Annotated in this window: 18 protein-coding genes; 3 read left to right on the top strand and 15 right to left on the bottom strand. The window is 64.3% G+C overall.

What is annotated here, in order from left to right; translation table 11 throughout:
• The 10 genes from iolG to QRN52_RS16730 all read right to left on the bottom strand — a co-directional run bounded on the left by iolG (position 1) and on the right by QRN52_RS16730 (position 11,682).
• The gene (gene iolG, locus QRN52_RS16775) at positions 1-1,032 is read right to left on the bottom strand and encodes an inositol 2-dehydrogenase (RefSeq protein ID WP_284754409.1); all 1,032 of its coding nucleotides are present in this window, start codon (positions 1,030-1,032) and stop codon (positions 1-3) included.
• A 95-nt stretch (positions 1,033-1,127) separates the two neighbouring features.
• Entirely contained in the window at positions 1,128-2,060 is a 933-nt protein-coding gene (locus QRN52_RS16770; RefSeq protein ID WP_284754408.1) for a hydroxyacid dehydrogenase, read from the bottom strand.
• 76 nt (positions 2,061-2,136) lie between these two features.
• Positions 2,137-3,120, bottom strand: a complete 984-nt coding sequence (locus QRN52_RS16765) for a LacI family DNA-binding transcriptional regulator (RefSeq protein ID WP_284754505.1) — start codon at positions 3,118-3,120, stop codon at positions 2,137-2,139.
• 35 nt (positions 3,121-3,155) lie between these two features.
• A complete protein-coding gene (locus QRN52_RS16760; protein ID WP_502869722.1) occupies positions 3,156-4,367 on the bottom strand; it encodes a Gfo/Idh/MocA family protein in 1,212 nt (403 codons plus the stop codon).
• A 29-nt stretch (positions 4,368-4,396) separates the two neighbouring features.
• The gene (locus QRN52_RS16755; RefSeq protein ID WP_284754405.1) at positions 4,397-5,194 is read right to left on the bottom strand and encodes an HpcH/HpaI aldolase family protein; all 798 of its coding nucleotides are present in this window, start codon (positions 5,192-5,194) and stop codon (positions 4,397-4,399) included.
• Positions 5,191-7,140: a 3D-(3,5/4)-trihydroxycyclohexane-1,2-dione acylhydrolase (decyclizing) gene (gene iolD, locus QRN52_RS16750; RefSeq protein WP_284754404.1), complete on the bottom strand. Its 1,950-nt coding sequence runs from the start codon at positions 7,138-7,140 to the stop codon at positions 5,191-5,193. Before iolD ends, QRN52_RS16755 begins: the two co-directional genes overlap by 4 nt.
• 22 nt (positions 7,141-7,162) lie before the next feature.
• Positions 7,163-8,593 (bottom strand): aldehyde dehydrogenase family protein, encoded by a 1,431-nt coding sequence (locus QRN52_RS16745; protein WP_284754403.1) that lies wholly within the window; start codon positions 8,591-8,593, stop codon positions 7,163-7,165.
• 31 nt (positions 8,594-8,624) lie between these two features.
• A complete protein-coding gene (locus QRN52_RS16740) occupies positions 8,625-9,551 on the bottom strand; it encodes an ATP-binding cassette domain-containing protein (protein WP_284754402.1) in 927 nt (308 codons plus the stop codon).
• 15 nt (positions 9,552-9,566) lie between these two features.
• Positions 9,567-10,616 carry an ABC transporter permease gene (locus tag QRN52_RS16735; protein WP_284754400.1) on the bottom strand — a complete coding sequence of 350 codons (1,050 nt, stop codon included), beginning with the start codon at positions 10,614-10,616 and terminating at the stop codon, positions 9,567-9,569.
• 70 nt (positions 10,617-10,686) lie between these two features.
• Positions 10,687-11,682 carry a substrate-binding domain-containing protein gene (locus QRN52_RS16730; RefSeq protein ID WP_284754399.1) on the bottom strand — a complete coding sequence of 332 codons (996 nt, stop codon included), beginning with the start codon at positions 11,680-11,682 and terminating at the stop codon, positions 10,687-10,689.
• Between the two features lie 256 nt (positions 11,683-11,938).
• Between QRN52_RS16730 and QRN52_RS16725 the strand changes: the two genes are divergently transcribed.
• From QRN52_RS16725 to QRN52_RS16715, 3 genes are all read left to right on the top strand, one after another.
• Positions 11,939-12,799, top strand: a complete 861-nt coding sequence (locus QRN52_RS16725; RefSeq protein ID WP_284754398.1) for a sugar phosphate isomerase/epimerase family protein — start codon at positions 11,939-11,941, stop codon at positions 12,797-12,799.
• Complete coding sequence (locus QRN52_RS16720) at positions 12,784-13,065, top strand: hypothetical protein (protein ID WP_284754397.1); 282 nt, start codon at positions 12,784-12,786, stop codon at positions 13,063-13,065. Before QRN52_RS16725 ends, QRN52_RS16720 begins: the two co-directional genes overlap by 16 nt.
• 140 nt (positions 13,066-13,205) lie before the next feature.
• Positions 13,206-14,288, top strand: coding sequence for an FUSC family protein (locus QRN52_RS16715; RefSeq protein ID WP_284754395.1), 1,083 nt, complete (start codon positions 13,206-13,208; stop codon positions 14,286-14,288).
• Here QRN52_RS16715 and QRN52_RS16710 read toward each other — a convergent pair.
• The 5 genes from QRN52_RS16710 to QRN52_RS16690 are packed head-to-tail and all read right to left on the bottom strand — an operon-like array spanning position 14,236 to position 20,460.
• Positions 14,236-15,030, bottom strand: a complete 795-nt coding sequence (locus QRN52_RS16710; protein WP_284754393.1) for an SDR family NAD(P)-dependent oxidoreductase — start codon at positions 15,028-15,030, stop codon at positions 14,236-14,238. The genes QRN52_RS16715 and QRN52_RS16710 overlap by 53 nt on opposite strands.
• A 42-nt stretch (positions 15,031-15,072) precedes the next feature.
• The gene (locus QRN52_RS16705; protein ID WP_284754391.1) at positions 15,073-16,929 is read right to left on the bottom strand and encodes an IucA/IucC family protein; all 1,857 of its coding nucleotides are present in this window, start codon (positions 16,927-16,929) and stop codon (positions 15,073-15,075) included.
• Positions 16,926-17,516 (bottom strand): GNAT family N-acetyltransferase, encoded by a 591-nt coding sequence (locus QRN52_RS16700; protein ID WP_284754390.1) that lies wholly within the window; start codon positions 17,514-17,516, stop codon positions 16,926-16,928. The genes QRN52_RS16705 and QRN52_RS16700 overlap by 4 nt, the downstream gene beginning before the upstream one ends.
• Positions 17,513-18,853 carry a lysine N(6)-hydroxylase/L-ornithine N(5)-oxygenase family protein gene (locus QRN52_RS16695; RefSeq protein WP_284754389.1) on the bottom strand — a complete coding sequence of 447 codons (1,341 nt, stop codon included), beginning with the start codon at positions 18,851-18,853 and terminating at the stop codon, positions 17,513-17,515. Before QRN52_RS16695 ends, QRN52_RS16700 begins: the two co-directional genes overlap by 4 nt.
• Positions 18,850-20,460: a pyridoxal phosphate-dependent decarboxylase family protein gene (locus QRN52_RS16690; RefSeq protein WP_284754388.1), complete on the bottom strand. Its 1,611-nt coding sequence runs from the start codon at positions 20,458-20,460 to the stop codon at positions 18,850-18,852. The genes QRN52_RS16695 and QRN52_RS16690 overlap by 4 nt, the downstream gene beginning before the upstream one ends.
• Positions 20,461-20,582: the final 122 nt, after the last annotated feature.

Here is a 20,582-nt window from a genome sequence, read left to right as displayed (position 1 = left end):
CTACGGCTGCCCGATCTTAACTGAGTTTTCGATCCTGACAGCGCGGCCGGAACGGGCGGACTCTTCGGCCGCGTTGGCCAGGGCGAGTGCCTGCAGGCCGTCGTCGAATCCCGGGCTGCAGGCAGTGCCCGAGCGGATGGCCTTGGCGAAACCGTCCAGCTCGTTCCGGTAGGCCTCGGCGTAACGCTCCAGGAAGAACGGCAGGTAGGCGTCCGCCTCTTCGGCGCCGGCCGCACCATACTTGCGCACCGTCGTCGGGCTGACGTTGCCCGCGTTGAGCATCCCTTCGCTGCCGAACGCCTCCAGTCGCTGGTCGTAGCCGTAGGCGCTGTGGCGGGAGTTGGTGATGGTGACCAGTTCGCCGTCGCGTCCCCTAAGGGTGATGACCACGGAGTCGAAGTCACCGGCTTCCTCGATGTAGTCGCAGAACACGTTGGCGCCCGAAGCCGACACCTCGACGATGTCCGGCACGAAGAACCTGGCCATGTCGAGGTCGTGGATGCTCATGTCCCGGAAGATCCCTCCCGAGGTGGCGATGTAGGCCGCCGGGGCAGGTGCGGGATCGCGGCTGATGATGGTGAGTTGTTCGAGGCGGCCGATCTCGCCCGCAGCGACGCGGCGCTGGATGGCCGCGAAGTGCGGGTCGAAGCGCCGGTTGAACCCGAGCATAAGGGGGGTGTTGTTGCCCTTGATCGCGTCGCTGCATGCGAGGGCACGGTCAATGTCGAGGTCGATTGGCTTTTCGCAGAGGGCCGCCACGCCTTGCGCCATGGCACGCGAGATCAGCTCGACGTGCGTGCTGGTGGGCGAGCCGATCACGACGGCGTCAAGGTCACCGTTCGCGAAGACCTCGTCGGCAGTCTCGACGGCGATGGCTCCGGTCCCGGCCGCCAACGTGCGGGCCCCTTCGATGAAGGGATCGGCGATCCAGGCCAATTCCAGGTCCGGGTGGGCGGCGATGTTCCGGGCGTGGACTTGCCCGATACGGCCCGATCCGAACAGCGCGACTTTGAGGGGTCGATCAGTGGACATGTGCAGTGGTCCTTTCTAGTGGGCTGCCCGGAGAAGACCGGGGCCTTGGCTTGGTTCTGGAGAGTTGACGGGGACATGCTCAACAGAGGGACCTGTCATGGCCCTGCCACCGCCGCGGGCGTGCGGCCGGCGAGGACGTCAACCGCACCTTGGGCGGCGTCCCTGACGGTGTGGGCCATGCCTTGCCGGGTGAATCCCATCAGGTGCGGAGTCAGGACCACGTTTTCATGGTCAAACAGCGGGTGGTGGGCAGGCGGTTCGGGATCGTACACATCCAGTCCGAGCCCGGAGAGCTGTCCCGACCGCAGTGCCTCGTAGGCGGCGTCGAGGTCGATGAGGCCGCCCCGGCTGCAGTTGATGAGGACCGCTCCGGGCCTCATGGCCTTGAGGCGGTCTGCGTTGATGAGGTTCTGGTTTTCGGGTGTCAGAGGCACGTGGAGGGTAGTGAAGTCGCTGCCCTCAAGGAGCTCCTCTACGGTGTCGCACCGGATTTCCGCGGGAACCTCCGCGAACGGATCGTAGGCGAGAACCTTGAGCTCGAAGGCTTCGGCGATCCGCGCCACCCGGCGGCCGATGCGGCCGTATCCGATGATGCCGAGCGTGAATCCCTCGAGGTCTCCGACGCCGACGGCGGCCCGCTGCTCCCAGCGTCCCTCGCGGACCAGCGCGGTCAGCGGAGAGAGCTTCTTGACGAGGGCGAGCAGGTGGGCGAACACGCCTTCGGCCACCGAGGCGGTGTTGCTTCCGGGTGTGATGACCACCGGAATTCCGCGTCGATTGGCCTCGGCGACGTCCACGAGCTCGGTTCCCACGCCGGTCCGGGCGATGACTTTGAGCGCCGGCATGCGGTCCAACAGTTCCCGGTCCACGCGGTAGGCGGCCCTGACAATTGCCGCGTCGGCGTTCGCCAGATCCGCGTCGGTGGGGTCCTGGATGAGTCGCTGGTGTTCGGACAGGAGCGGTTCCACCAAGTCGGGCTCAACGCTGCCGAGAGCGACGAAGATTTGGGGTGTGGTTTTGGAAGCCATCGTCATCCTTGAAGATGTGGAGGGGTATGGGGCGGTGCCAGGAATGGCACCGCTGATACGTCTAGAGGCCTGTGTTTTAGAGGCCCAGGAGGCTGGACTTCCGCACGACCAAGTGGGGCGTGACGGAATGGTGGACGAAGCCGCTGCCTTCACCATGGATGCGTTCCAGGAGGGTTTTGGCCCCTGTGACGCCAATGGTGGAGCTGTCCGGGTCAACAGTGGTCAGTCCCAGGCGCGGCATGGCACCCAGCGCAATGTTGTCATAACCGGTGACGGCTATTTCGACGCCGCGTTCATCGGCAGCCGTCATGGCACCAAAAGCGGCAAGGTCGTTGATGCAGGCCAGCGCTGTGGGGCGCTGGTGCGTGGAGCGGGAACTCAGGGCCCTTTGGGCGGCAACATAACCGGATTCCTGGAAGAAGTCGGCGTCGACCACACGGATGTAACGGGCCAGACCGTGCTCTTCCATTGCTGCCGAATACCCGTCCACGCGTTCCCGGCCGACCGAGCCACCCAAGCCGCCAAGGTGCACGATGTTCTCGTGTCCCTGGGCGATCAAGTGCTCAACAACCATGGACATGCCGAGGGCATCGTCGCTTCGCACGATATCGGCGGTATCGATGTAGTCCGGTCCACCACCTGCAAAGACCACAGCTCCGCCGGAAACGGCCCGGCTGAACGGTGCTTTGTCAGGCACGGTTCCGACGACGAGCAGGCCCGCGACCCGCAAGTCCCGGAAGGCCTGGAGGATGGACTGGTCCACCCCCCTGCCCGCCGCCGTGACCGCACTGAAGAGAACGGTGTGCCCGGCCTCTTCAAGTACGGTCCGTGCGGCGTCGGCGACGTCAAAGGCCCACGGGTTGTGCATGTCGCTGACCAGCACACCGATGGTTCCGCTGTCCCGTGTTGCCAGGGACCGGGCTGCGAGGTTCAACTCGAAGCCCATCTCTTCAACAGCCTTGAGCACCCGCTGGCGGCGTTCGTCGCTGACGCGCGGTGAGTCGCGCAGCACGAGTGAGACCAAGGACTTGGAAACGCCGGCGCGTTCTGCCACGTCCATGATCGTTGGCCGCCGGGCGGATGGAGGTGCCATGGTTATGCCCGCGCTGCCGTCGTGCCGTGGATTTCCTCGATCTTCTGCCATTGACCGGACAGCGAGGACGCTTCCGCAGCGCTGACAATGGCAGCGGCCGAGGCGGCGTCGTGGATGTTGGAGTTTTCCTGTGCTCCTCCAGCGACGGCGACGAGGAACTTCTTGGCCTCGATGACCTTGAGGTCGTCAAAACCCATGCTGTTGCCGGGCCCGGGCTGGAAGTGCGAGTAATCCCCATGCCGAGGGCTGGCGTTCACCGTGGTGTAGCCCTGCTCGTCGTTGTTCCGGCCCAGGCAGACCTTGAGTTCGTTCATGCGCTCGAAGTCCCATTTGAGCGAGCCCTCGGTCCCGTAGACCTCGATCTGGTAACCGCATTCGGGTCCAACGGCAACGCGCGAGGATTCGATGGTGCCGACGGCGCCTGCCCCGCGGGCGGACGGGCCGAAGCGGACCAGCGCTGCAGCGTAGTCCTCATTCTCGACCTCTCCCATTTCACCGTTTTCGATCACCGCGAAGTGCGTGCCTGACCCCATCGCCAGCTTGGGGCGCTGCGTGTAGACCGTGCTTGTGAGCGCGGTTACCTCGGCGATGGGCCCAACTACATATTGGCACAGGTCGGTTGCGTGGCTGAACAAGTCCGCCAGCACGCCGGTGCCGGCGAGTTTCCGGTCAAAGCGCCAGGACAAAGCGCCGTTGGGCTCGGAAGCGTATCCGGAGAAGAACACCGCGCGGACATTCGTGATGCGCCCAAGGCGCCCGTCCGCGATGAGCTTCCGCGCGTGTTCCACCGCCGGAGCGTGGCGGTAGTTGTATCCGATGGATGTCACGACGCCGGCCTCCACGGCGGCTTCCTGCACGGCTGCGGTTTCCTCGTAGCCGCGTCCAACAGGCTTTTCGATCCAGAAGTGCTTGCCGGCCTTGGCCGCCGCGATACCGATTTCGGCGTGCAGGAAGTTGGGGGCGCAGATCGAGACAACGTCCACGTCCGGGTGGTTCAGGACATCGTGGTAGTCGGTGGTGCCTTCCGAGAAGCCGAGGACATCGCGGGCGTAGTCCACCCGGTCCGGTGCTGTGTCCGCCGCGATGACGAGCTTGGTGGTCAGGCCAAGCTCAGGGTAGGCGTACGGTACCGTCTGGTAGGCGCGCGAGTGGAGCTTTCCCATCCATCCGACGCTGATAAGGCCTACACCGACTGTGCGGGATTCTGGGCTCACGTTCATGCCTTTCTCGTTGAAAATTCTTGTCAGTTGCGGGCTGTGTCGAAGGCGTCCCGGAACGCCGCCGCCATGATGGTGGAGTCCGAGCCGATGGCCACGAACCGGAAGCCTTGGCGGACGTACTTGGCCGCCGCCATGCCGTCCACCGCGAGGATGCCGGCAGCTTTGTTGTGCAGTTGCGCGGCCGCGACTACCCGCTGGAGTGCCTCCTGGAAGACATTGCTGTCCAGTTGCATCGGGACGCCCAAAGCGAAGGACATGTCCATCGGTCCGACGAAAAGGACATCCACGCCGTCCTGCGCCGCGATCTCCTCCACGTGCTCCAGCGCGTCCAGGGTTTCAATCTGGACGATTCCCACGGCTGATTGCTGGTCTGCGCTCAACGGAGCCCGGTCCATGCCCCAGCGGCACGCGCGGTTGTACGTTGCCACGCCGCGGTCGCCGTAGGGCGGATACAGCATGTGCTTCACGGTTTGGCCGGCTTCCTCCACGGAATTCAGGCGGGGAACCATGATGCCCGCTGCGCCTTGATCCAGGACCCGGCCGATGCGGATCCGTTCTCCGCTCTCCACGCGAACAATGGTGGGGACGCCGTAGCTTCCGGCCGCAAGGACACCGTCGCGGACCGCATCCTCACCGCCGGAACCGTGCTCAAGATCGACGAGCACCCAGTCCGCGCCGGCAGCGGCGCACACTTCCACCGCGGTTGCCGAAGCCATGCCAACGAAGGTTCCCAGGGTCACGTCTCCGGCGGCCAAGCGGCGCCGCAGCCGACCGCCGTCGAGCGGTCCGCCGTCGTAGTTGCCGCCACTCGAGGCGTTCATCCGAACCACCGCTGGCGGCCCTTTGCCTGCTCGTAGTCCGAGCGCAATGAACGGACCCATTCCTGTCCGGACACTTCTGCGGGAGCTACGTCCCACCAGACGTCGCCGCCAGGCAGGTCGACATGGGGAACGGTGGGCACCACGATCACGACGGGTCCTTGGGTGTCGCGAGTGGAAGACAGCGCTTCCCGGACCTCTGCCGCCGTGGTGGCACGGATAGCGAGGGCGCCTAGGCCTTCGGCGATCTGCCGGAGGTCCACCTTGAGGTAGTCGCCGTCGAGCCGCGCCTTCGGGGCGTCGTCGACGGCGACGCTTCCGCCGGTGGTGCGGTAGCGGAATTCGTTGCCGAATTCGCGTCCCATGCGGTTCATCTGCAGGCGGTGGATGACCTGATAGCCATGGTTCTCTGAGACAACAACCGTGACGTTGAGGCCTTCCTGGGCCGCGGTGAGGATTTCCGTGGGTGCCATGAGGAACGTGCCATCACCGATGAAGGTGACCACGCGGTTGTCGTTGTTGCCCTCAGCCAAGCGGACGCCCATGCCGGCCGCGATTTCGTAACCCATGCAGGAGAAACCGAATTCCAGGTGGCAATTGCGGTTGCCCGTGGCATCCCAGACCTTTTGCAGGTCACCGGGAGGTCCTCCGGCCGCGGCGATGATGGTGTCGCCGGAGCGGGCGTGCTCCTGCATTAGTCCGATCAGCTGTGGCTGGGTCAGGACGGCTCCCGTGACCGGCGCGTCCGGGTGGTCTTCCGGGCGGTAGGGCGTGTCGGCGTCGAGCCATTGGGACCGGATCGGGGCCCACTTCGCCTTCTCGGAATGGACTGTTTCCTGCCAGTTTTCAGCGGTGCTGTGGCCCTCCAAGGCCCGGGCAAGTGCTTCCAGGCCTAGACGGGCGTCCGCGAGGATGCCGGTTGCGCCTTGCTTGCGGGTATCGGCGTCCACGATGTTCAAGGACGCGAAACGGACGTCCGCGTTCTCGAAGATCGACTGGGAGCCGGTGGCGAAGTCGGTGAGGCGCGTGCCGACGCTAAGGACCAGGTCGGCTTGCTTGACCAGGGTGTTGGACGCGAAGTTGCCCTCGAGTCCCACACCGCCCACTTGCCACCATTCGTCTTTGGTCACGGCGCCCTTGCCGCCGAAGGTCTCGACGATGGGAATCCCGACCTGGCCTGCCAGCGCCTCGAGCGCCGCGTGGGCGTCGGAGTAGTGGATGCCGCCGCCGGCGATAATCACGGGACGCTCGGCCGAACGGATGAGCCGGGCCACGTCGTCGACCTCTTCCAGGTCCGGAAGCGGGCGCCGGATCTTCCAATCGCGTGGCTCGAAGAATTCGACCGGGAAGTCGTAGGCGTGGGATTGCACGTCCTGCGGAAGCGAAATGACCACTGCGCCCGTATCCGTGGGGCTCGTGAGCACGCGCATTGCCTGCGGAAGGGCGGTCAGGAGCTGCTCCGGGCGGTTGATCCTGTCGAAGAAGCGCGACACGGGGCGGAACGCGTCGTTGACCGTGGCATCAGCCTCGGTGGGGTGTTCCAGTTGCTGCAGCACGGGTCCCTGGTGACGCGTGGCGTAGGTGTCGCCGGGCAGGAGCAGCAGGGGGACCCTGTTGACCGTTGCCAGGCCGGCGGCGGTCACGAGGTTGAGCGCGCCCGGGCCGATGGAGGCCGTGACGGCGAGGACTGCCTGGCGGCGGCTAGCCTTGGCGTACGCGGTGGAGATGTGGGCAAGGTACTGCTCGTGCCGGCCCTGGATGAACGGCATGTCGTCGGCCAGTTCATCCAGTGCCTGGCCCAGGCCCGCCACGTTGCCGTGCCCGAAGATTCCGAGGGCGGCAGGGACCAAGCGGCGGCGGACGCCGTCGGCCAGCGAATACTGTGCGGAGAGGTACTTGATGACCGCTTGGGCTGTGGTGAGCCTGATGGTCTGCGATGGTGTGGTCATTGCCTTATTCCCGTTGTCGTGGTTACCAGGGGCGCCCGTGCAGGACGACCGTCTTCTCTTCGGTCATTTCCTGGACAGCAGAACGGACGCCTTCCTTGCCGATTCCGCTGCCTTTCAAGCCGCCGTAGGGCATGAGATCGGCCCGCCACAGCGGCGACCAGTTGATGTGGATGTTGCCGGCGTCGATCTGCCGCATGGCCTGTACCGCACCGGCGACGTCGCTCGTGAAGATGCCTGCACCCAGCCCGTACTCGTTGTCGTTGGCCATCGCGATGGCGCTTTCCATGTCCTGCGCGGAGGAGACCGCGACGGCGGGCCCGAACAGTTCATTCCGGCTCAGCGGCGACCGGGGGTCGACGCCGGCAACGACGGCGGGAGTCACCACGGCGCCGTCACGGTCACCACCGGTGAGGACACGGGCGCCGGAATGGCGGGCCTCGAGGATCGAGGTGTGGACGCGTGAGGCTTCCTCTTCGGAGATCAGCGAGCCGAGACGCGTGTCCTCTTCCTTGGGGTTGCCCACGGCGATCGCTTCGACCTTCGGGACGAGAGCGTCCAGGAAGTCTTTTTCCACGCGACGGTCAACGATGACCCGCTGTACCGAAATGCACACCTGGCCTGCGTTGACGTAGCCGCCAGCCGCCACTGCAGTGGAGGCGAGTTCGAGATCGGCGTCCGGCAGGATGATCACCGGGCACGAAGCGCCCAACTCAAGGGACAGCTTCTTCACGCCCGCGATCGAGCTGATGCGCGTTCCGATGCTGGTGGAGCCTGTGAAGGACACCTTGCGGACCCGCGGGTCCGTCACCAGCACGTCGCCCAGGGAGCTGCCGGGTCCGGTGATCACGGACAGCGCCTCGGGCGGCAGGCCGGCGTCGACGAAGCACTGCGCCAGCTTCAGCGCCGTCAGCGGTGTTGCGCGGGCCGGTTTAAGTACGACGGCGTTACCGGCCGCCAGCGCGGGTGCGATCTTGTGCAACACCAGCAGGGCCGGGTAGTTGAACGGCGTGATGGCGACCACGATGCCCACAGGCTGCCGCAGCGTGAAGCCGATCTTGTCCAAACCTGTCCCGGCGTTCGCGTCCAAAGGAAGCGTGGAGCCGTACAGCTGGCTCCCTTCGTAGGCGGCGAGGCGGATGATGTTCCCGGAGCGACTGGCTTCGCCCCGGGCTTCCGTGATGGGTTTACCGGATTCGGCGCTAATAGTCTGGGCGATGTCCTCGGCACGTTCATCCGCCAGGGCGGCCGCGCGCAGGAGGATATCGACACGCACGTGGGCCGGTGTTGTCCTTTGCAGGTGGGCGCCGATTTCGGCACGGTCAAGGGCGGCTTGGGCGTCCTGGACCGTCGCAACGGGGACTGTGTCGATCGTCCGGCCGTCGAAGGGCGAGCGGACTTCCTCTGTCCTTCCGTCGGCGGCGCCGCGCCAGTTTCCGGCTATTAGCATTTCCATGGTTGCTCCATCGGGTTGTAAACGTTCGCGCTTAGTGGCGCTTGGTGTTGCTTTCGTATGCCGCGTCCGTGACTTCGGCGACTTCGGCTTGGACTTCCTTGAGGGCCTCCGTGTGCCCGCCGAGTTGTTCGAGTTCGTGGGCGAGTTCTGCCAGTTCCGCGCCGCCGGCCATCTGGGCGGTGAGTTCGTCCAGGGTGATGTCCTTCTTGTCGTAGTAGCCGATCGACTTGCCGCGCTTGAGCAGCAGGAACCGGTCACCCACCGGGAAGGCGTGGTGCGGGTTGTGCGTGATGAAAATGACGCCCAGTCCCCGGTCGCGGGCCTGCAGGATGTAGCGGAGCACGACGCCGGACTGCTTCACGCCCAGCGCGGCCGTCGGTTCGTCCAGGATCAGCACCTTCGCCCCGAAATACACGGCCCGCGCGATCGCGACGCACTGGCGTTCACCTCCGGAGAGCTGGCCGATGGGTTGTTCCACATCACGCAGGTCGATGCCCATCTGGGCCAGTTCCTTCAGGGTGATGTCCTTCATCTTCTGGACATCCATGGACTTGAACGGCCCGAACCCGGTGGTCAGTTCCGAGCCGAGGAAGAAGTTCCGCCAGATCGGCATCAACGGGACCACGGCCAGGTCCTGGTACACGGTCGCGATGCCCGCGTCCAGGGCGTCCCGGGGCGAGTTGAACTTCCGCTCATCGCCCATGACGTGCAGCACGCCCTCGTCGTGCTGGTGCAGGCCGGCGATGATCTTGATCAGCGTGGACTTGCCCGCGCCGTTGTCCCCCAGCACACAGGTCACCCGGCCGTTGTCCACGGCCATGGTCACGTCGCGCAGGGCGATGATGTTCCCGTAGTGCTTGCCCACCCCGTCCAGGGAGAGCAGGTGCACGGGGGTGTGGGTCAGCGGGTCCTTTTCATCCTTGAGCAGGGTCTGCTGGTCGATCTGTTTGGCATTCATGTTCTTGCGGCCCTTCTACTTGAGCTCTGCGCGGCGTTTGACGATGAGGTTCACGATGGTGGCCAGCAGCAGCATCAGGCCCAGGAAGAACTTGAACCAGTCCGGGTTCCACTGCGCGTACACGATGCCCTTGTTCGCCATCCCGAAAATGAACGCACCGATCGCACCGCCCACCGCCGAACCGTAGCCGCCGGTGAGCAGGCAGCCGCCGATCACCGCGGCGATGATGTAGAGGAACTCGTTGCCCACGCCCTCACCGGACTGGACCGCGTCGAACGCGAAGAGGTTGTGCATGCCCAGGATCCAGCCGCAGAACCCGACCGCCATGAACAACCCGATCTTCGTCTTCGTCACCGGCACCCCCACCGCACGGGCCGCGTTCGCGTCCCCGCCCACGGCGAAGATCCAGTTCCCCACCTTCGTGCGCAGCAGCACCCAGGACGCGATGGCGACCAGGATGATCCAGAAGAACACCGTGATCTTCACCTCGACCCCGCCGATGCTGATCGAGGACGCGAACACCGCGTGCGCCGACTCGAAACCATCCAGCTTCGAAATCGACGGGGACGACACACTGCCGCCGATCAGCCGGGTCAAGGCCAGGTTCAGGCCCGTGAGCATCAGGAACGTCGCCAGCGTCACGATGAAGGACGGCAGCTTCGTCTTGACCAGGATCCACCCGTTGATGAAGCCGATCGTCAGGGAAACCAGCAGTGCAATCACCACTCCGACCCAGGCGTTCATCGAGAAGTACCAGCTGAACAGGGAAGCGGTGAGCGCCGAGGAGATCACGGCCACGCCGGTGGAGAGGTCGAACTCGCCCCCGATCATCAACAGCGACACCCCCACCGCCATGATCCCGATCGTGGAAGACCCGTACAGGATCGTTGCCAAAGCATTCGGCTGGGTAAACGTGCCGGACACCGAAGCGAAGAAAATGAAGAGAACAACGGCCCCCACCAGGGCGCCGACTTCAGGACGGGCCATCAACTTGCTCAACGGGCTCCGCTTCGCGACCCGCTCATCCGCGGCAGTTTTGGGTGCCGGGGCAGTAACTAAAGCCATGAAATACCTTTCTTCTCGATCAGCTCGCGCGGCAAAGAAATCGTGCCGCGCGAGCCGAGCGGTCATCGGATTAGCGGATGCCCTGCTGAACGAACTTCAGAACGTCGGAAATGTTGGACTTGTCCACGATCGTCGGGCCCGTGAGGACAGGTTGCCCGCCACCGACCTTGAAACCACCAAGCTTGTTCTGCCAGATCGAGTCAATGGACAAGTAGCCCTGGAGCCACGGCTGCTGGTCCACCGTGAAGAGCACCTTGCCATCGTTGATCGCCTGCGCCAGCGCGGGGTTCAGGTCGAAGCTGGCCACCTTGATCGGGCTGTTGGCATCTGCCACGGCTTTGAGAATGGTCAAGGTGAAGGGAGCGCCCAACCCGATGATCACGTCAGCGTCCTTGCTGGCCTGCAGTTTCGCCGTCGCAGTGGACTGCACCGCCGTCATATCGGCCCCGTTGACATATAGGATCTCGGTCCCGGGCACCTTCGTCTTCACGCCTGCGCACCGCTGTTCGAGTTGCACCTGTCCCTGTGACATGATCACGCAGATGGGGTGCTTGTAGCCCTGCGAAGCCAGCTTGGCGCCCACCGCTTCGCCGGCCAAGGTCTCATTGGAACCGAAGTGGGTGAACGCGCCCATCTGCGCGGAGACGTCACCGCCGGCGTTGAAGCTCACCACCGGGATGCCGGCGTCGGTGGCCTTCTTCAGCACGTCCTTCATGGCGCCCGGGTTGGCGATGGTGACGGCGATGCCGTCAACCTTCTGGTCGATGGCCTGCTGCACCAGCTGGGACTGGCGCCCCGCGTCGGCGTCGCTCGTATAAAGAACCTCGACATTGTCCTTCGCGGCCGCCGCCTCCGCGCCTTTGCGGACGATGTCCCAGAACGTGTCCCCAGCCTCGGCGTGGGTGATGAGCGCCACCTTGATCCGGGGAGTGCTGGCGGCTTGTCCGCCACCGGCGGCGTTGGCGGTGTCCGCCGGCTTCCCGCCTCCGCTGGAACAGGCTGCCAGGGCCAGAAGCGGTACTACGGCCAGCGCCACTGCGCCCCGCCGCCAATTGAGCTTTGCCACGTGAAATCTCCTTTGATGTCGCGTACTTCGACCGTCGACCCCGTATCTGTGCCGTCGAAGGCAGGGGACGCCGGAACCATCTAGCTATGAACGGATGTGATCCACTTTTCGCAATGTGATTCAGATCGCTTTGTGGAACGCTCCAACGCTAAATCAAGGCTTGACCAATTGTCAATGGAGCGTTCCAATTAGATTGTGACTGGGTATCCGCGCCCTCACCTGCCGTAACTAGCCGCGCACTGTCGCGAGGAGAACGATGACGTACTCAAGCACACCCGAACTAATCGCGACCTGCTGGACCAGCGCAGGAGACATCGCGCCTTTGACCAACCCCGAGACAAGCCCGGTCCCCCTGGGCGAACGACTGGAAGCCATCGCCTCCACCGGATGGGCAGGGTTCGGATTGGCGTACGACGACCTCGTGGCCGCAAGGGACACCATCGGCTTCTCCGGGCTCAGGAAACTCATCGATCAAGCAGGTTTCCGCCACGTTGAAGTCGAGCTTCTCAGCAACTGGTGGGACGAATCCCGCTCCCACGAATGGAAGCCGCAATTCGAACTGCTGCTCGAGGCGGCCGAAACACTGGGCGCGCGCTTCATCAAGATAGGAACGGCGTTCGGTGAGCCCCTGGATGATCTCGAATTCCTGGTGGAACCGCTGCGGCACCTGACAAAGGAAGCCTCACAACGAGGGACCCGCATTGCGCTCGAGCCAATGCCGTTTTCGATGGTCGGTTCGATGCCGGCGGCGGCCGAGCTCATGCGATCTGTCGATATGCCGGACTGCGGTTTGGTGGTTGATTATTGGCATGTCTTCCGGGCTGGAACGAGCTTGGATGAGCTGTCCCGCAGTCTTACCCCCGATCAGATTTTCGGCGTCGAGCTCAATGACGCTGATGCGGAAATCAAGGGGACGCTCTTCGAGGACACTCGCGACAATCGCCGCCTTTGCGGAGAGGGCGACCAAGACGTCGCAGGGTTCATCACAACGCTCCAGGCGATCGGCTTCAAAGGGCCGTGGGGCGTGGAAATCCTCTCCGAAGAACACCGCGCACGTCCCGTTCGCGAAGCGCTGGAATCCGCCCGCTCGACGGCGTTGCGATGCTTCCCGGCCTGACGCCCCTTTCGGGCACGTTGGCCACGGTCACGGGGGACGCCAGGAGGATGCACCTCCAGCACGACTGGGTGGCGCTACTCGGCGAATTGATCCAGATCCGGTTGGATGACAGGACAGTCCGCACCGGTCGCGTTGACGGCGTCACCCCGGACGGAGCCATCCTCTGGATCGAGGGACACGGCGCCGAGTCCCGCACGATGTTCGAGCGCTGCGAGGGGTTCACCGCGTGGATCGACTACAAATGGGATTCAGCGGGATGCCGCTGACCTCGGTGCGATCACCAACGACCGCCAGCGCGCGACGCACAAGGAAACGTTGTGACCCAGCTAATGGCGCGGATCTTGGGGTGCTGATAACTTCCCAATGATCGGCTGAATTGATTGGTGGTGTCCCGTTGCGATCAATCATGGCCCATGCCCGTGCGCTCCACACCGTTCCACCGGCAAGCAACGATCACCTGGCTGCCGTCCGCGTCGCACTGAGCGTCGCCGTGCCGGCACTCGTGCTTCTCGCAGTTGGCCGGGCGGACCTCATCATCTACGCCGTGTTCGGCGCCCTGACCGGCATGTACGGTCGTGCCGAATCGCATCAACTGCGGCTCAAGCACCAGGCCCAGGCCGCGGCCGTACTCCTGGCCGGGGTCTCTGTGGGCACGTTCTTGTCCGTCTCCCATATCCATTCATGGGGATTGGTAGTAGTCGAGGCGCTCCTGGCGGGTGTTGGCTCGCTGTTCTCGGACAAGGTACGGCTCAAACCCAATGGCCCGTTCTTCGGGATCCTGGCCCTTGGAGCATGCGCTTCCGTCCCCGCGCACATCCCTTTGCTTGCCGCGGTCCTGATCTGCGCGGCATCGGCAGCGTTTTCGATGGTGGTGGGTTTTGCCGGGTGGCTTCTGTACCGGGTGTGGGAACGTGGCGCCGTCCGGGACATTCCGGCATCCTCGGCGCGGCTGCGCCAAGCAGCCGGGCTTCACGCGGCCCGGTATGTGCTCGCCGTCGGCGCGGCAGGTGCCTGCGGAGTGCTCACGGGCAGCGGGCACCCGCACTGGGCCATGGCTGCCGCCGCCGTTCCGCTGGCCGGAGCCGATGTGCCGAGCCGCCTGCACCGCGGCATTCACCGCATCGTGGGGACGTTCCTCGGATTGGCGATTGTCGCCGTCGTACTCTTTCCGGGACCACTGTCTCCGCTGCACTATTTCCCGGGACAAACCACCATCATCCTTGCCCTGCTGGTGATCGGTTTCCAGTTCCCCACCGAGCTATTCATGGCTCGGCACTACGGCTGGGCCATGGTGTTCTTCACTCCGGTCATCCTGCTCATGACTCAGTTGGCGGCGCCCGCGGATCCCGGTGTGCTGGTCCTAGAACGCGGGGTGGAGACGTTCCTGGGAGCCGTGATCGGGATTGCGGTGGCGGTGCTCGTCCAGGCGCCGCGGCTCACTTCGCGGGCCCGGATTCCTTCGCGGCGAGGCGAGGCGGACCCGACGTAAGCTTCGCCGGCAGGAAGCGCATGACGGCGGTGAGCGCTTTGTAGCGCTTCGACGGAATGGACACTCCTTTGCCCTTGGCGTTGTCTTCCAACCCTTCCCGGACAACGCGCTCGGCCTTCAGCCACAAAAAGCGGGGAGCCACCGACTTGTCCATGCCCATGCGATCGTGGAACTCCGTGTGGGTGAAGCCCGGGCACACCGCGGTGACTTTCACGCCGCTGCCGGCATACGCAGTGTTCGCCCAACGGCTGAAGCTGACCTGCCAGGCCTTGGCCGCCGAATAGCTTCCCCGGTTCGCGAATGCCGCAACGCTCGCAACGTTGATGATCCGGCCCGACTTGCGTGCCAACATCACCCCCAACGCCGCGTGGCACAGCTCCATGGGCGTCTGGACATGCAGCCGCAAATGCCGCTTTTCGTCTTCCACATCGTTCTTCTCGAAAGAGTTCAGCAAACCGATTCCGGCGTTGTTGACCAGCACGTCCACCGGCCGCGAAGCGTCCCGCAACCTGGCCGCCACAGCCGCAACCCCGACGTCGGAGGTCAAGTCTGCGCGCAGGACCTCCACAGAGATACTGAAGTCCCGCTCAAGCACCTCAGCGCTTGCCCGCAGCCTGCTTTCATCGCGGGCCACGAGGACGAGGTGGTGGCCGGATTCGGCAAGCTGGCGGGCGAATTGCGCACCGAGTCCGGCAGTAGCACCGGTGACCAAAGCGGTGAGTTCGTTGGCACGAGTTGTCATGCGCCCAGACTAGTCCCGTCGGGCCTGGAGTGGGCCAGCCGCCTACGTGAACTTCGCCAGCGGGTTTGTCAGCCGCCCGGCCATCTGGAGGCCGCCGGACGGATCCGCGAGGTCCAGCATGTGCTGGTTGTTGCGCAGCTGCAGGCGGTTCAGGCATGAAAGCTCGAAGTCCGGCGCGAAAAGATCGTGCCTGGCGAACTGCTCCGCCAGTTCCGGGTGCCGCTCCTGGTATTCACGCACGACGACGGCGGCCGTCGCCCAGAATTCGTCCTCGCCGAGCGTGCCGTCCTCCACAAGAATCGCGGCAAGCAAACGGAAAATGCAGTCGAAAACGTCCGTGAAGACCGCGAGCACCATTTCCTCCGCCGGGATCTCCGCCTTGATGCGGGAGACCTCCTCCGGAAGCTGCAACCGCTCCCCCATCACCACGATTTCCTCGCCGATGTCCTTCATGATGGCCCGGACCGGCACGCCGTCTTCCAGCACCAGGATGACGTTTTCACCGTGCGGCATGAGCGCGAGCTCGTACTCGCAGAGGAAGTGGACCACGGGCACGAGGTACGCCTCGAAATAGCGACGCAGCCACTCGCGTGGGGCCACTCCGGAGCGCGCGATCAGCGCGGAGACCACCGGAACGCCGTCGGCGTCGACGTGCAGAAGCGAAGCCATCGTGGCCAACTGTTGGCCTTCCTTAAGCAAGGGAAGCGGACTCTCCCTCCACAGCGCCGAGAGCATCTTCCGGTACGGGGATCCCTTGGCCGAAGCGGCCTCGAAGTAGTGGTTGTGGTATCCGATGGCCGCGGTCTCACGGATCATGGCCAGGCCCCGGTTCTGGAGCTCTTGGTCATTTTCGATGAGTTCCTGGAGCCAATCATTGATGGCCGGTGTAGCTTTCATGTATTTCGGCGATAGACCTCGCATGAAGCCCATGTTCAGCACGGACATCGCCGTCTTGACGTACGACTTCTCCGGCGAGCTGGTGTTGAAGAACGTTCGAATGGATTGCTGTGCTTGGTAGACATCTTCCCCGGTACCCAGGTGGACGATGTGGCGCTGGGCGATTTCTGCCGCAAACGTCACGCTGAGCTTGTTATCCCACTGCCAGGGATGGACCGGCATCAGCAAGTAGTCCTGCGGATCCAGCCCGTTGGCCGACAACTCCGCGTCGAAACCGGCCAGGGTGGCCGCGCCGAGTTCGGCCTCGAAGTGGGTGCGGTAATCGAGTCCGGCCCTGGAGGTGAACTCGGCCTTGCTCCGGTGGACCGCGATCCATTGCAGTTGCACCGCGGCACCCGTTTCCGGGGCGAAGGAGTGGTAGTCCAAGATGCCGAAGCCCAGCCTGCCGTTATTGGCAACGAAACACGGGTGACCCTCGCTCATGCTCCGTTCGATCGCCTGGAAGCCGGCCGAAGGGTCCGAATCGCTGGAGATTCCGGCAATCAGGGCCGCCGAGCTTCTGCAGGCGCCCTGTTTGTAGGCGTGACTCGCCAGCGTACTGCTGATTTCCTCGAGGTACACCGGCAGCATTTCCTCGCGGATGCCAAGGGTGTCACGGAATTCGGTGATGAAAGACAACGCATCCAGGGGCAGCTCGGGGGTACCTTCGGCGGCTCCGCGCTCGATCCGTACAATTGATTCCGCTGGAATGGACCAATGATCCAGCTCCAGGATCCTGGCACGGAAGCGGTACTCGACTGTCCCGTCGTCGCTGACCACGCAGTAGAGGCCAAGGCCGGTGCCAGCTTCACCGAGCAACTCCGGCGTCAGGATGCGTTCGTGCGAAAACTCGGCGAGCGCCTTGCGGACCAGGTGCCGATTGGCCACTGCCCAGCGTTCGGGGTTCAGGTGGGACGTGGATGAGCCGGCTTGGCTGGCGATGGTTTCAGCTGTGGTGGTCACGGGGTCTCTCCAAGGGTCGCCGCGGCAGGCGCGGCCAGGATGGGGTTCAGGGTCGCGTGGAAATCCGCGCGGTTGCAAAAGCTGAGCAGGGCCTGCTTGCGGTTTTCGGAAAGGTCGACGGCGGGAAGCGTCACCACCCCGCCGGGCCGGAAGCCCACGCGCTCGTTGAGGATGTGGATCTTGTGGTTGCGGGCATCCGGCTCCACCACGATGCGCCCTGTTCCGCGATCTTCGAAGAGGTACGCCATGACGGACTGCATGACGGCGGTGGTGTACCCGGCAGCGGGAGGACCGGGAGGAGGCCCCACAAGAAGGTGCATCCCGATGTCGCCGGGCACCACGTTGTAGGCGCCGGCCAAAGGTGATTCGGCGGGCAGGTACCTTTCCATCAGGAAGGCGGGGACGCCGTCGTCGAGCCCTAGGAACGCTTGGTGGTGACTGCTGGCAGCGAGGCGCGAGTACTCCTCCACAACGTCCTCGACTGTGGAGGACAACATGCCCCAGAAGCGCGCGTACTCCTGGCTCACCCAGCTGTGGAGGACAGGTGCATCGGCAGCCGGATCAACGGGCCGGAAGCTGAACCTCACGCTCCAACCTCCGCGACAAGCTCGGCCGACGCATCAACCGGGGCCCCGAACTGCTGGAATGCGATGCTGCGCTCAACGGGGTAGGGCTCTTCGCCGGTGATCTCGCGCAGGATGCAGGAGTTTCGGTATGCCGCCATGCCCAAGTCCGGAGTGACGAAGCCGTGGGTGTGAAGCTCTGCGTTCTGGACGAAAATCTCACCAGGTTCGACGCCGATGCCGTAGTTTCGTGCGACGTCGAAGCGGCCTTTCGCGTCACGACGGATACGGTCCTCGATGCCCCCGAGAAACCCGGGCTCTTTGTAGGAGTATCCGGTGGCGAGCACTACGGCCTCGGTGTCCAAGGAATAGTCGCGGCCGTGTTCTTCATGGCGGAATTGCAGGGTGTGGCTGCCAGTTGCCGGGTCCCACTCCGCTACCGCCAGGCTGGAGTGGGTGTGCAGTTGCGTGTCGACCATCCCGGAAAGGCTCTTCGTATAGAGAAGGTCGTAGATGCTGTCGATCAGCTCCGAGTTGATGCCCTTGTACAGGTTCTTCTGGCTGCTGATCAGCGAATCGCGCTGTTCCGGCGGAAGGGAGTGGAAGTAGTCCACATAGTCCGGCGAGGTCATTTCGAGCGTGAGCTTGGTGTATTCCAGCGGGAAGAACCTGCCCGAGCGCGTCACCCAATTCAGTTGGTAGCCGTGGACGTCGATCTCCTGCAGTAGCTCGTAGTAGATTTCAGCCGCACTCTGGCCGCTGCCCACGATGGTGATGCTGCGCTTGGATTGGAGTTCACTCTTCCTCAACAGGTAGTCGGCGTTGTGGAGGACAAGTCCGCCCCCGTCCACAATTCCCGCACAGGCCTTGGGAACGTGCGGCGATGTTCCGGTACCCAGAACCAGCCGCCGGGCGCGAAGCACCTCAGCGCAGTCCGGGCCTTGGACCGAAAGCCGGTACACGCCGTCGTCGTACGCCACATCTAGCACATCAGTGCTAAAACGCACCGATCGCAGTTGCCCGGCCACCCACTGGCAGTACTGGTTGAACTCGGCACGCAGCGGGTAGAAGTTCTCGCGGATGTAGAAGCGGTACAGACGGCCGGTCTGTTTGAGGAAGTTCAGGAACGAGTACTTCGATGTGGGATCAGCCAAGGTCACCAGGTCTGCCAGGAACGGGACCTGTAGGTGTGCGGGCTCCAGCATCATGCCAGGGTGCCAGTCGAAGGATTCGCGGCGCTCCAGGAACACGCACTCCAGCCCGTCCAGCGGCTCGCTGAGGGCGGCGAGGCCCAGGTTGAAGGGCCCGACGCCGATGCCCGCGACGTCGTAGATCTTGCTGTCCGGTTCGTGGGTGCTCACGCTGCGGCCCCTGCCTGCCCAGTCGCCTTATCGGCCGCCCGATCCGCCGCCCGATCGGCCGCCCGATCGGCGAGAAGGTCCTCGCCGGTTCGTCTGATGAGCTCGACGATTTCCCTAATGTCGCCCAGGGTGGCCTCGGCATTGAGCAGGGTGAATTTCAGGTAGTGGCGGCCGGCCACTGTGGTTCCAGCAACAACAGCCTGCCCCGAGGCTAAGATCGCGGCGCGGATGGCGGGGTTGAGGACATCGCTTGCGTCCTCTCCGAGCCTGGCTCCCCCAGCGAGCGGACGGTAGCGGAAAACGAGGGTGCTCAAATGCGGTTTCGACGCGAGTTCGAAGTCCGGATCGTCGGCGAGCAGGGAGCCGACGCATCCGGCGAGATCGATCGCCTCGTCAAACAACGCGCCGACGGCATCGGCGCCCATGATGCGCAGCGTCAGCCAGAGCTTGAGGGCATCGAAACGGCGGGTGGTCTGGATGCTCTTGTCCACCTGGTTGGGGATTTCGGCCAGCGCAGCGCTCTCGGGATTCAGGTAGTCGGCGTAATAGGTGACATGGCGCATCATGGCGCCATCGCGGAGCAGCACGGCGCTGGAACTCACCGGCTGGAAGAAGGTCTTGTGGAAGTCCACGGTCACCGAGTCAGCCAGGCGGGTGCCTTCGAGGAGATGCCGGTAGCGATTGGAGACGAGCAAGCCGCCGCCGTATGCAGCGTCAACGTGCAGCCAGGAATCATAGGCACGGGCCAAGGCAGCGAGCTCTGCGAGCGGGTCCACCGCTCCGAAGTCGGTAGTCCCGGCGGTGGCTACAACCGCCACCGGCACCAGACCGGCATCGTGCGCTTCCGCGAGGGCCGCCGCCAAAGCGGTGGGATCCATGCGGTGATCTGCGCCGGTCCGCACTGCAACCACGGCGTCGAAGCCCAGTCCCAGCATGGATGCCGACTTCTGGATGCTGAAATGGCTGTCCGCCGAGGTGAAGATCCGCAGGCGCTCAAGGAGCGTAGGTAGCCGACCCCCGCCGCTTTCGGCCCGAAGCTTGGCCACGGCATGGTTCCGGGCGATGAGCAGGGCCTGGAGATTGGACTGGCTGCCTCCCGAGGTGAACACGCCGTCGGCGCCTTGTCCGAAGCCAAGCCGTTCGGCAGCCCAGTCGATCAGGCGGCGCTCGATCATCGTTGCCCCAACACTCTGGTCCCAAGTGTTCATGGAGGAATTCACGGCGGACAGCACCGCTTCGCCGAGCAGCGCCGGGATCACCACAGGGCAGTTCAAGTGCGCGGCGTAGCGTGCGTCATGGAAGTAGATGGCGTCCCGCAGATAGAGCTCGTCGAGTTCCTCGAGGGCGGCGGCAGTGTCCGGGAGCGGACGTGAGAGGTCGACGGCGGCCACTCGCGCCGCCATTTCGCCATGCCCGACGCCGGTGAACGGTTGGGTGGTGCGCTGCACTTTCGTGGCGACCGCGTTGACACCTTGCAGCACCTGGGCGACGTAGCTCGGCGAATTTCGGGCGTTGAAAAGCTGGTTGGTGGCCGCAAGGGCCAGCTCCACACGGGAGCCGAAATCCTGGTCCGGTTCAATCCGGTCTTCGACACTGGGCGACGTCACGTCGGCTTCCTTCCGTCGGGGTTGAGGCACTGGGCTTGCTTCACTCGTAAGCAAAGGTAAGCCTTACTTAGGTTTACCTTTTCGTCAAACTTTCGTGTCCTAATTCGCCGTGGGTGAGTGCT

Source organism: Arthrobacter sp. efr-133-R2A-120 (assembly GCF_030209835.1).
Lineage (GTDB): Bacteria > Actinomycetota > Actinomycetes > Actinomycetales > Micrococcaceae > Arthrobacter.
The sequence above is the reverse complement of the archived record's forward strand: the minus strand, read 5'-3'. Positions and strand labels throughout refer to the sequence as shown.

Excerpts from the sequence above, each read along its gene's own strand:
- iolG (WP_284754409.1), bottom strand. The coding sequence starts at position 1,032 with ATGTCCACTGATCGACCCCTCAAAGTCGCGCTGTTCGGATCGGGCCGT.
- QRN52_RS16770 (WP_284754408.1), bottom strand. The coding sequence starts at position 2,060 with ATGGCTTCCAAAACCACACCCCAAATCTTCGTCGCTCTCGGCAGCGTT.
- QRN52_RS16765 (WP_284754505.1), bottom strand. The coding sequence starts at position 3,120 with ATGGACGTGGCAGAACGCGCCGGCGTTTCCAAGTCCTTGGTCTCACTC.
- QRN52_RS16755 (WP_284754405.1), bottom strand. The coding sequence starts at position 5,194 with ATGAACGCCTCGAGTGGCGGCAACTACGACGGCGGACCGCTCGACGGC.
- iolD (WP_284754404.1), bottom strand. The coding sequence starts at position 7,140 with ATGACCACACCATCGCAGACCATCAGGCTCACCACAGCCCAAGCGGTC.
- QRN52_RS16745 (WP_284754403.1), bottom strand. The coding sequence starts at position 8,593 with ATGGAAATGCTAATAGCCGGAAACTGGCGCGGCGCCGCCGACGGAAGG.
- QRN52_RS16740 (WP_284754402.1), bottom strand. The coding sequence starts at position 9,551 with ATGAATGCCAAACAGATCGACCAGCAGACCCTGCTCAAGGATGAAAAG.
- QRN52_RS16735 (WP_284754400.1), bottom strand. The coding sequence starts at position 10,616 with ATGGCTTTAGTTACTGCCCCGGCACCCAAAACTGCCGCGGATGAGCGG.
- QRN52_RS16725 (WP_284754398.1), top strand. The coding sequence starts at position 11,939 with ATGACGTACTCAAGCACACCCGAACTAATCGCGACCTGCTGGACCAGC.
- QRN52_RS16720 (WP_284754397.1), top strand. The coding sequence starts at position 12,784 with ATGCTTCCCGGCCTGACGCCCCTTTCGGGCACGTTGGCCACGGTCACG.
- QRN52_RS16715 (WP_284754395.1), top strand. The coding sequence starts at position 13,206 with ATGGCCCATGCCCGTGCGCTCCACACCGTTCCACCGGCAAGCAACGAT.
- QRN52_RS16710 (WP_284754393.1), bottom strand. The coding sequence starts at position 15,030 with ATGACAACTCGTGCCAACGAACTCACCGCTTTGGTCACCGGTGCTACT.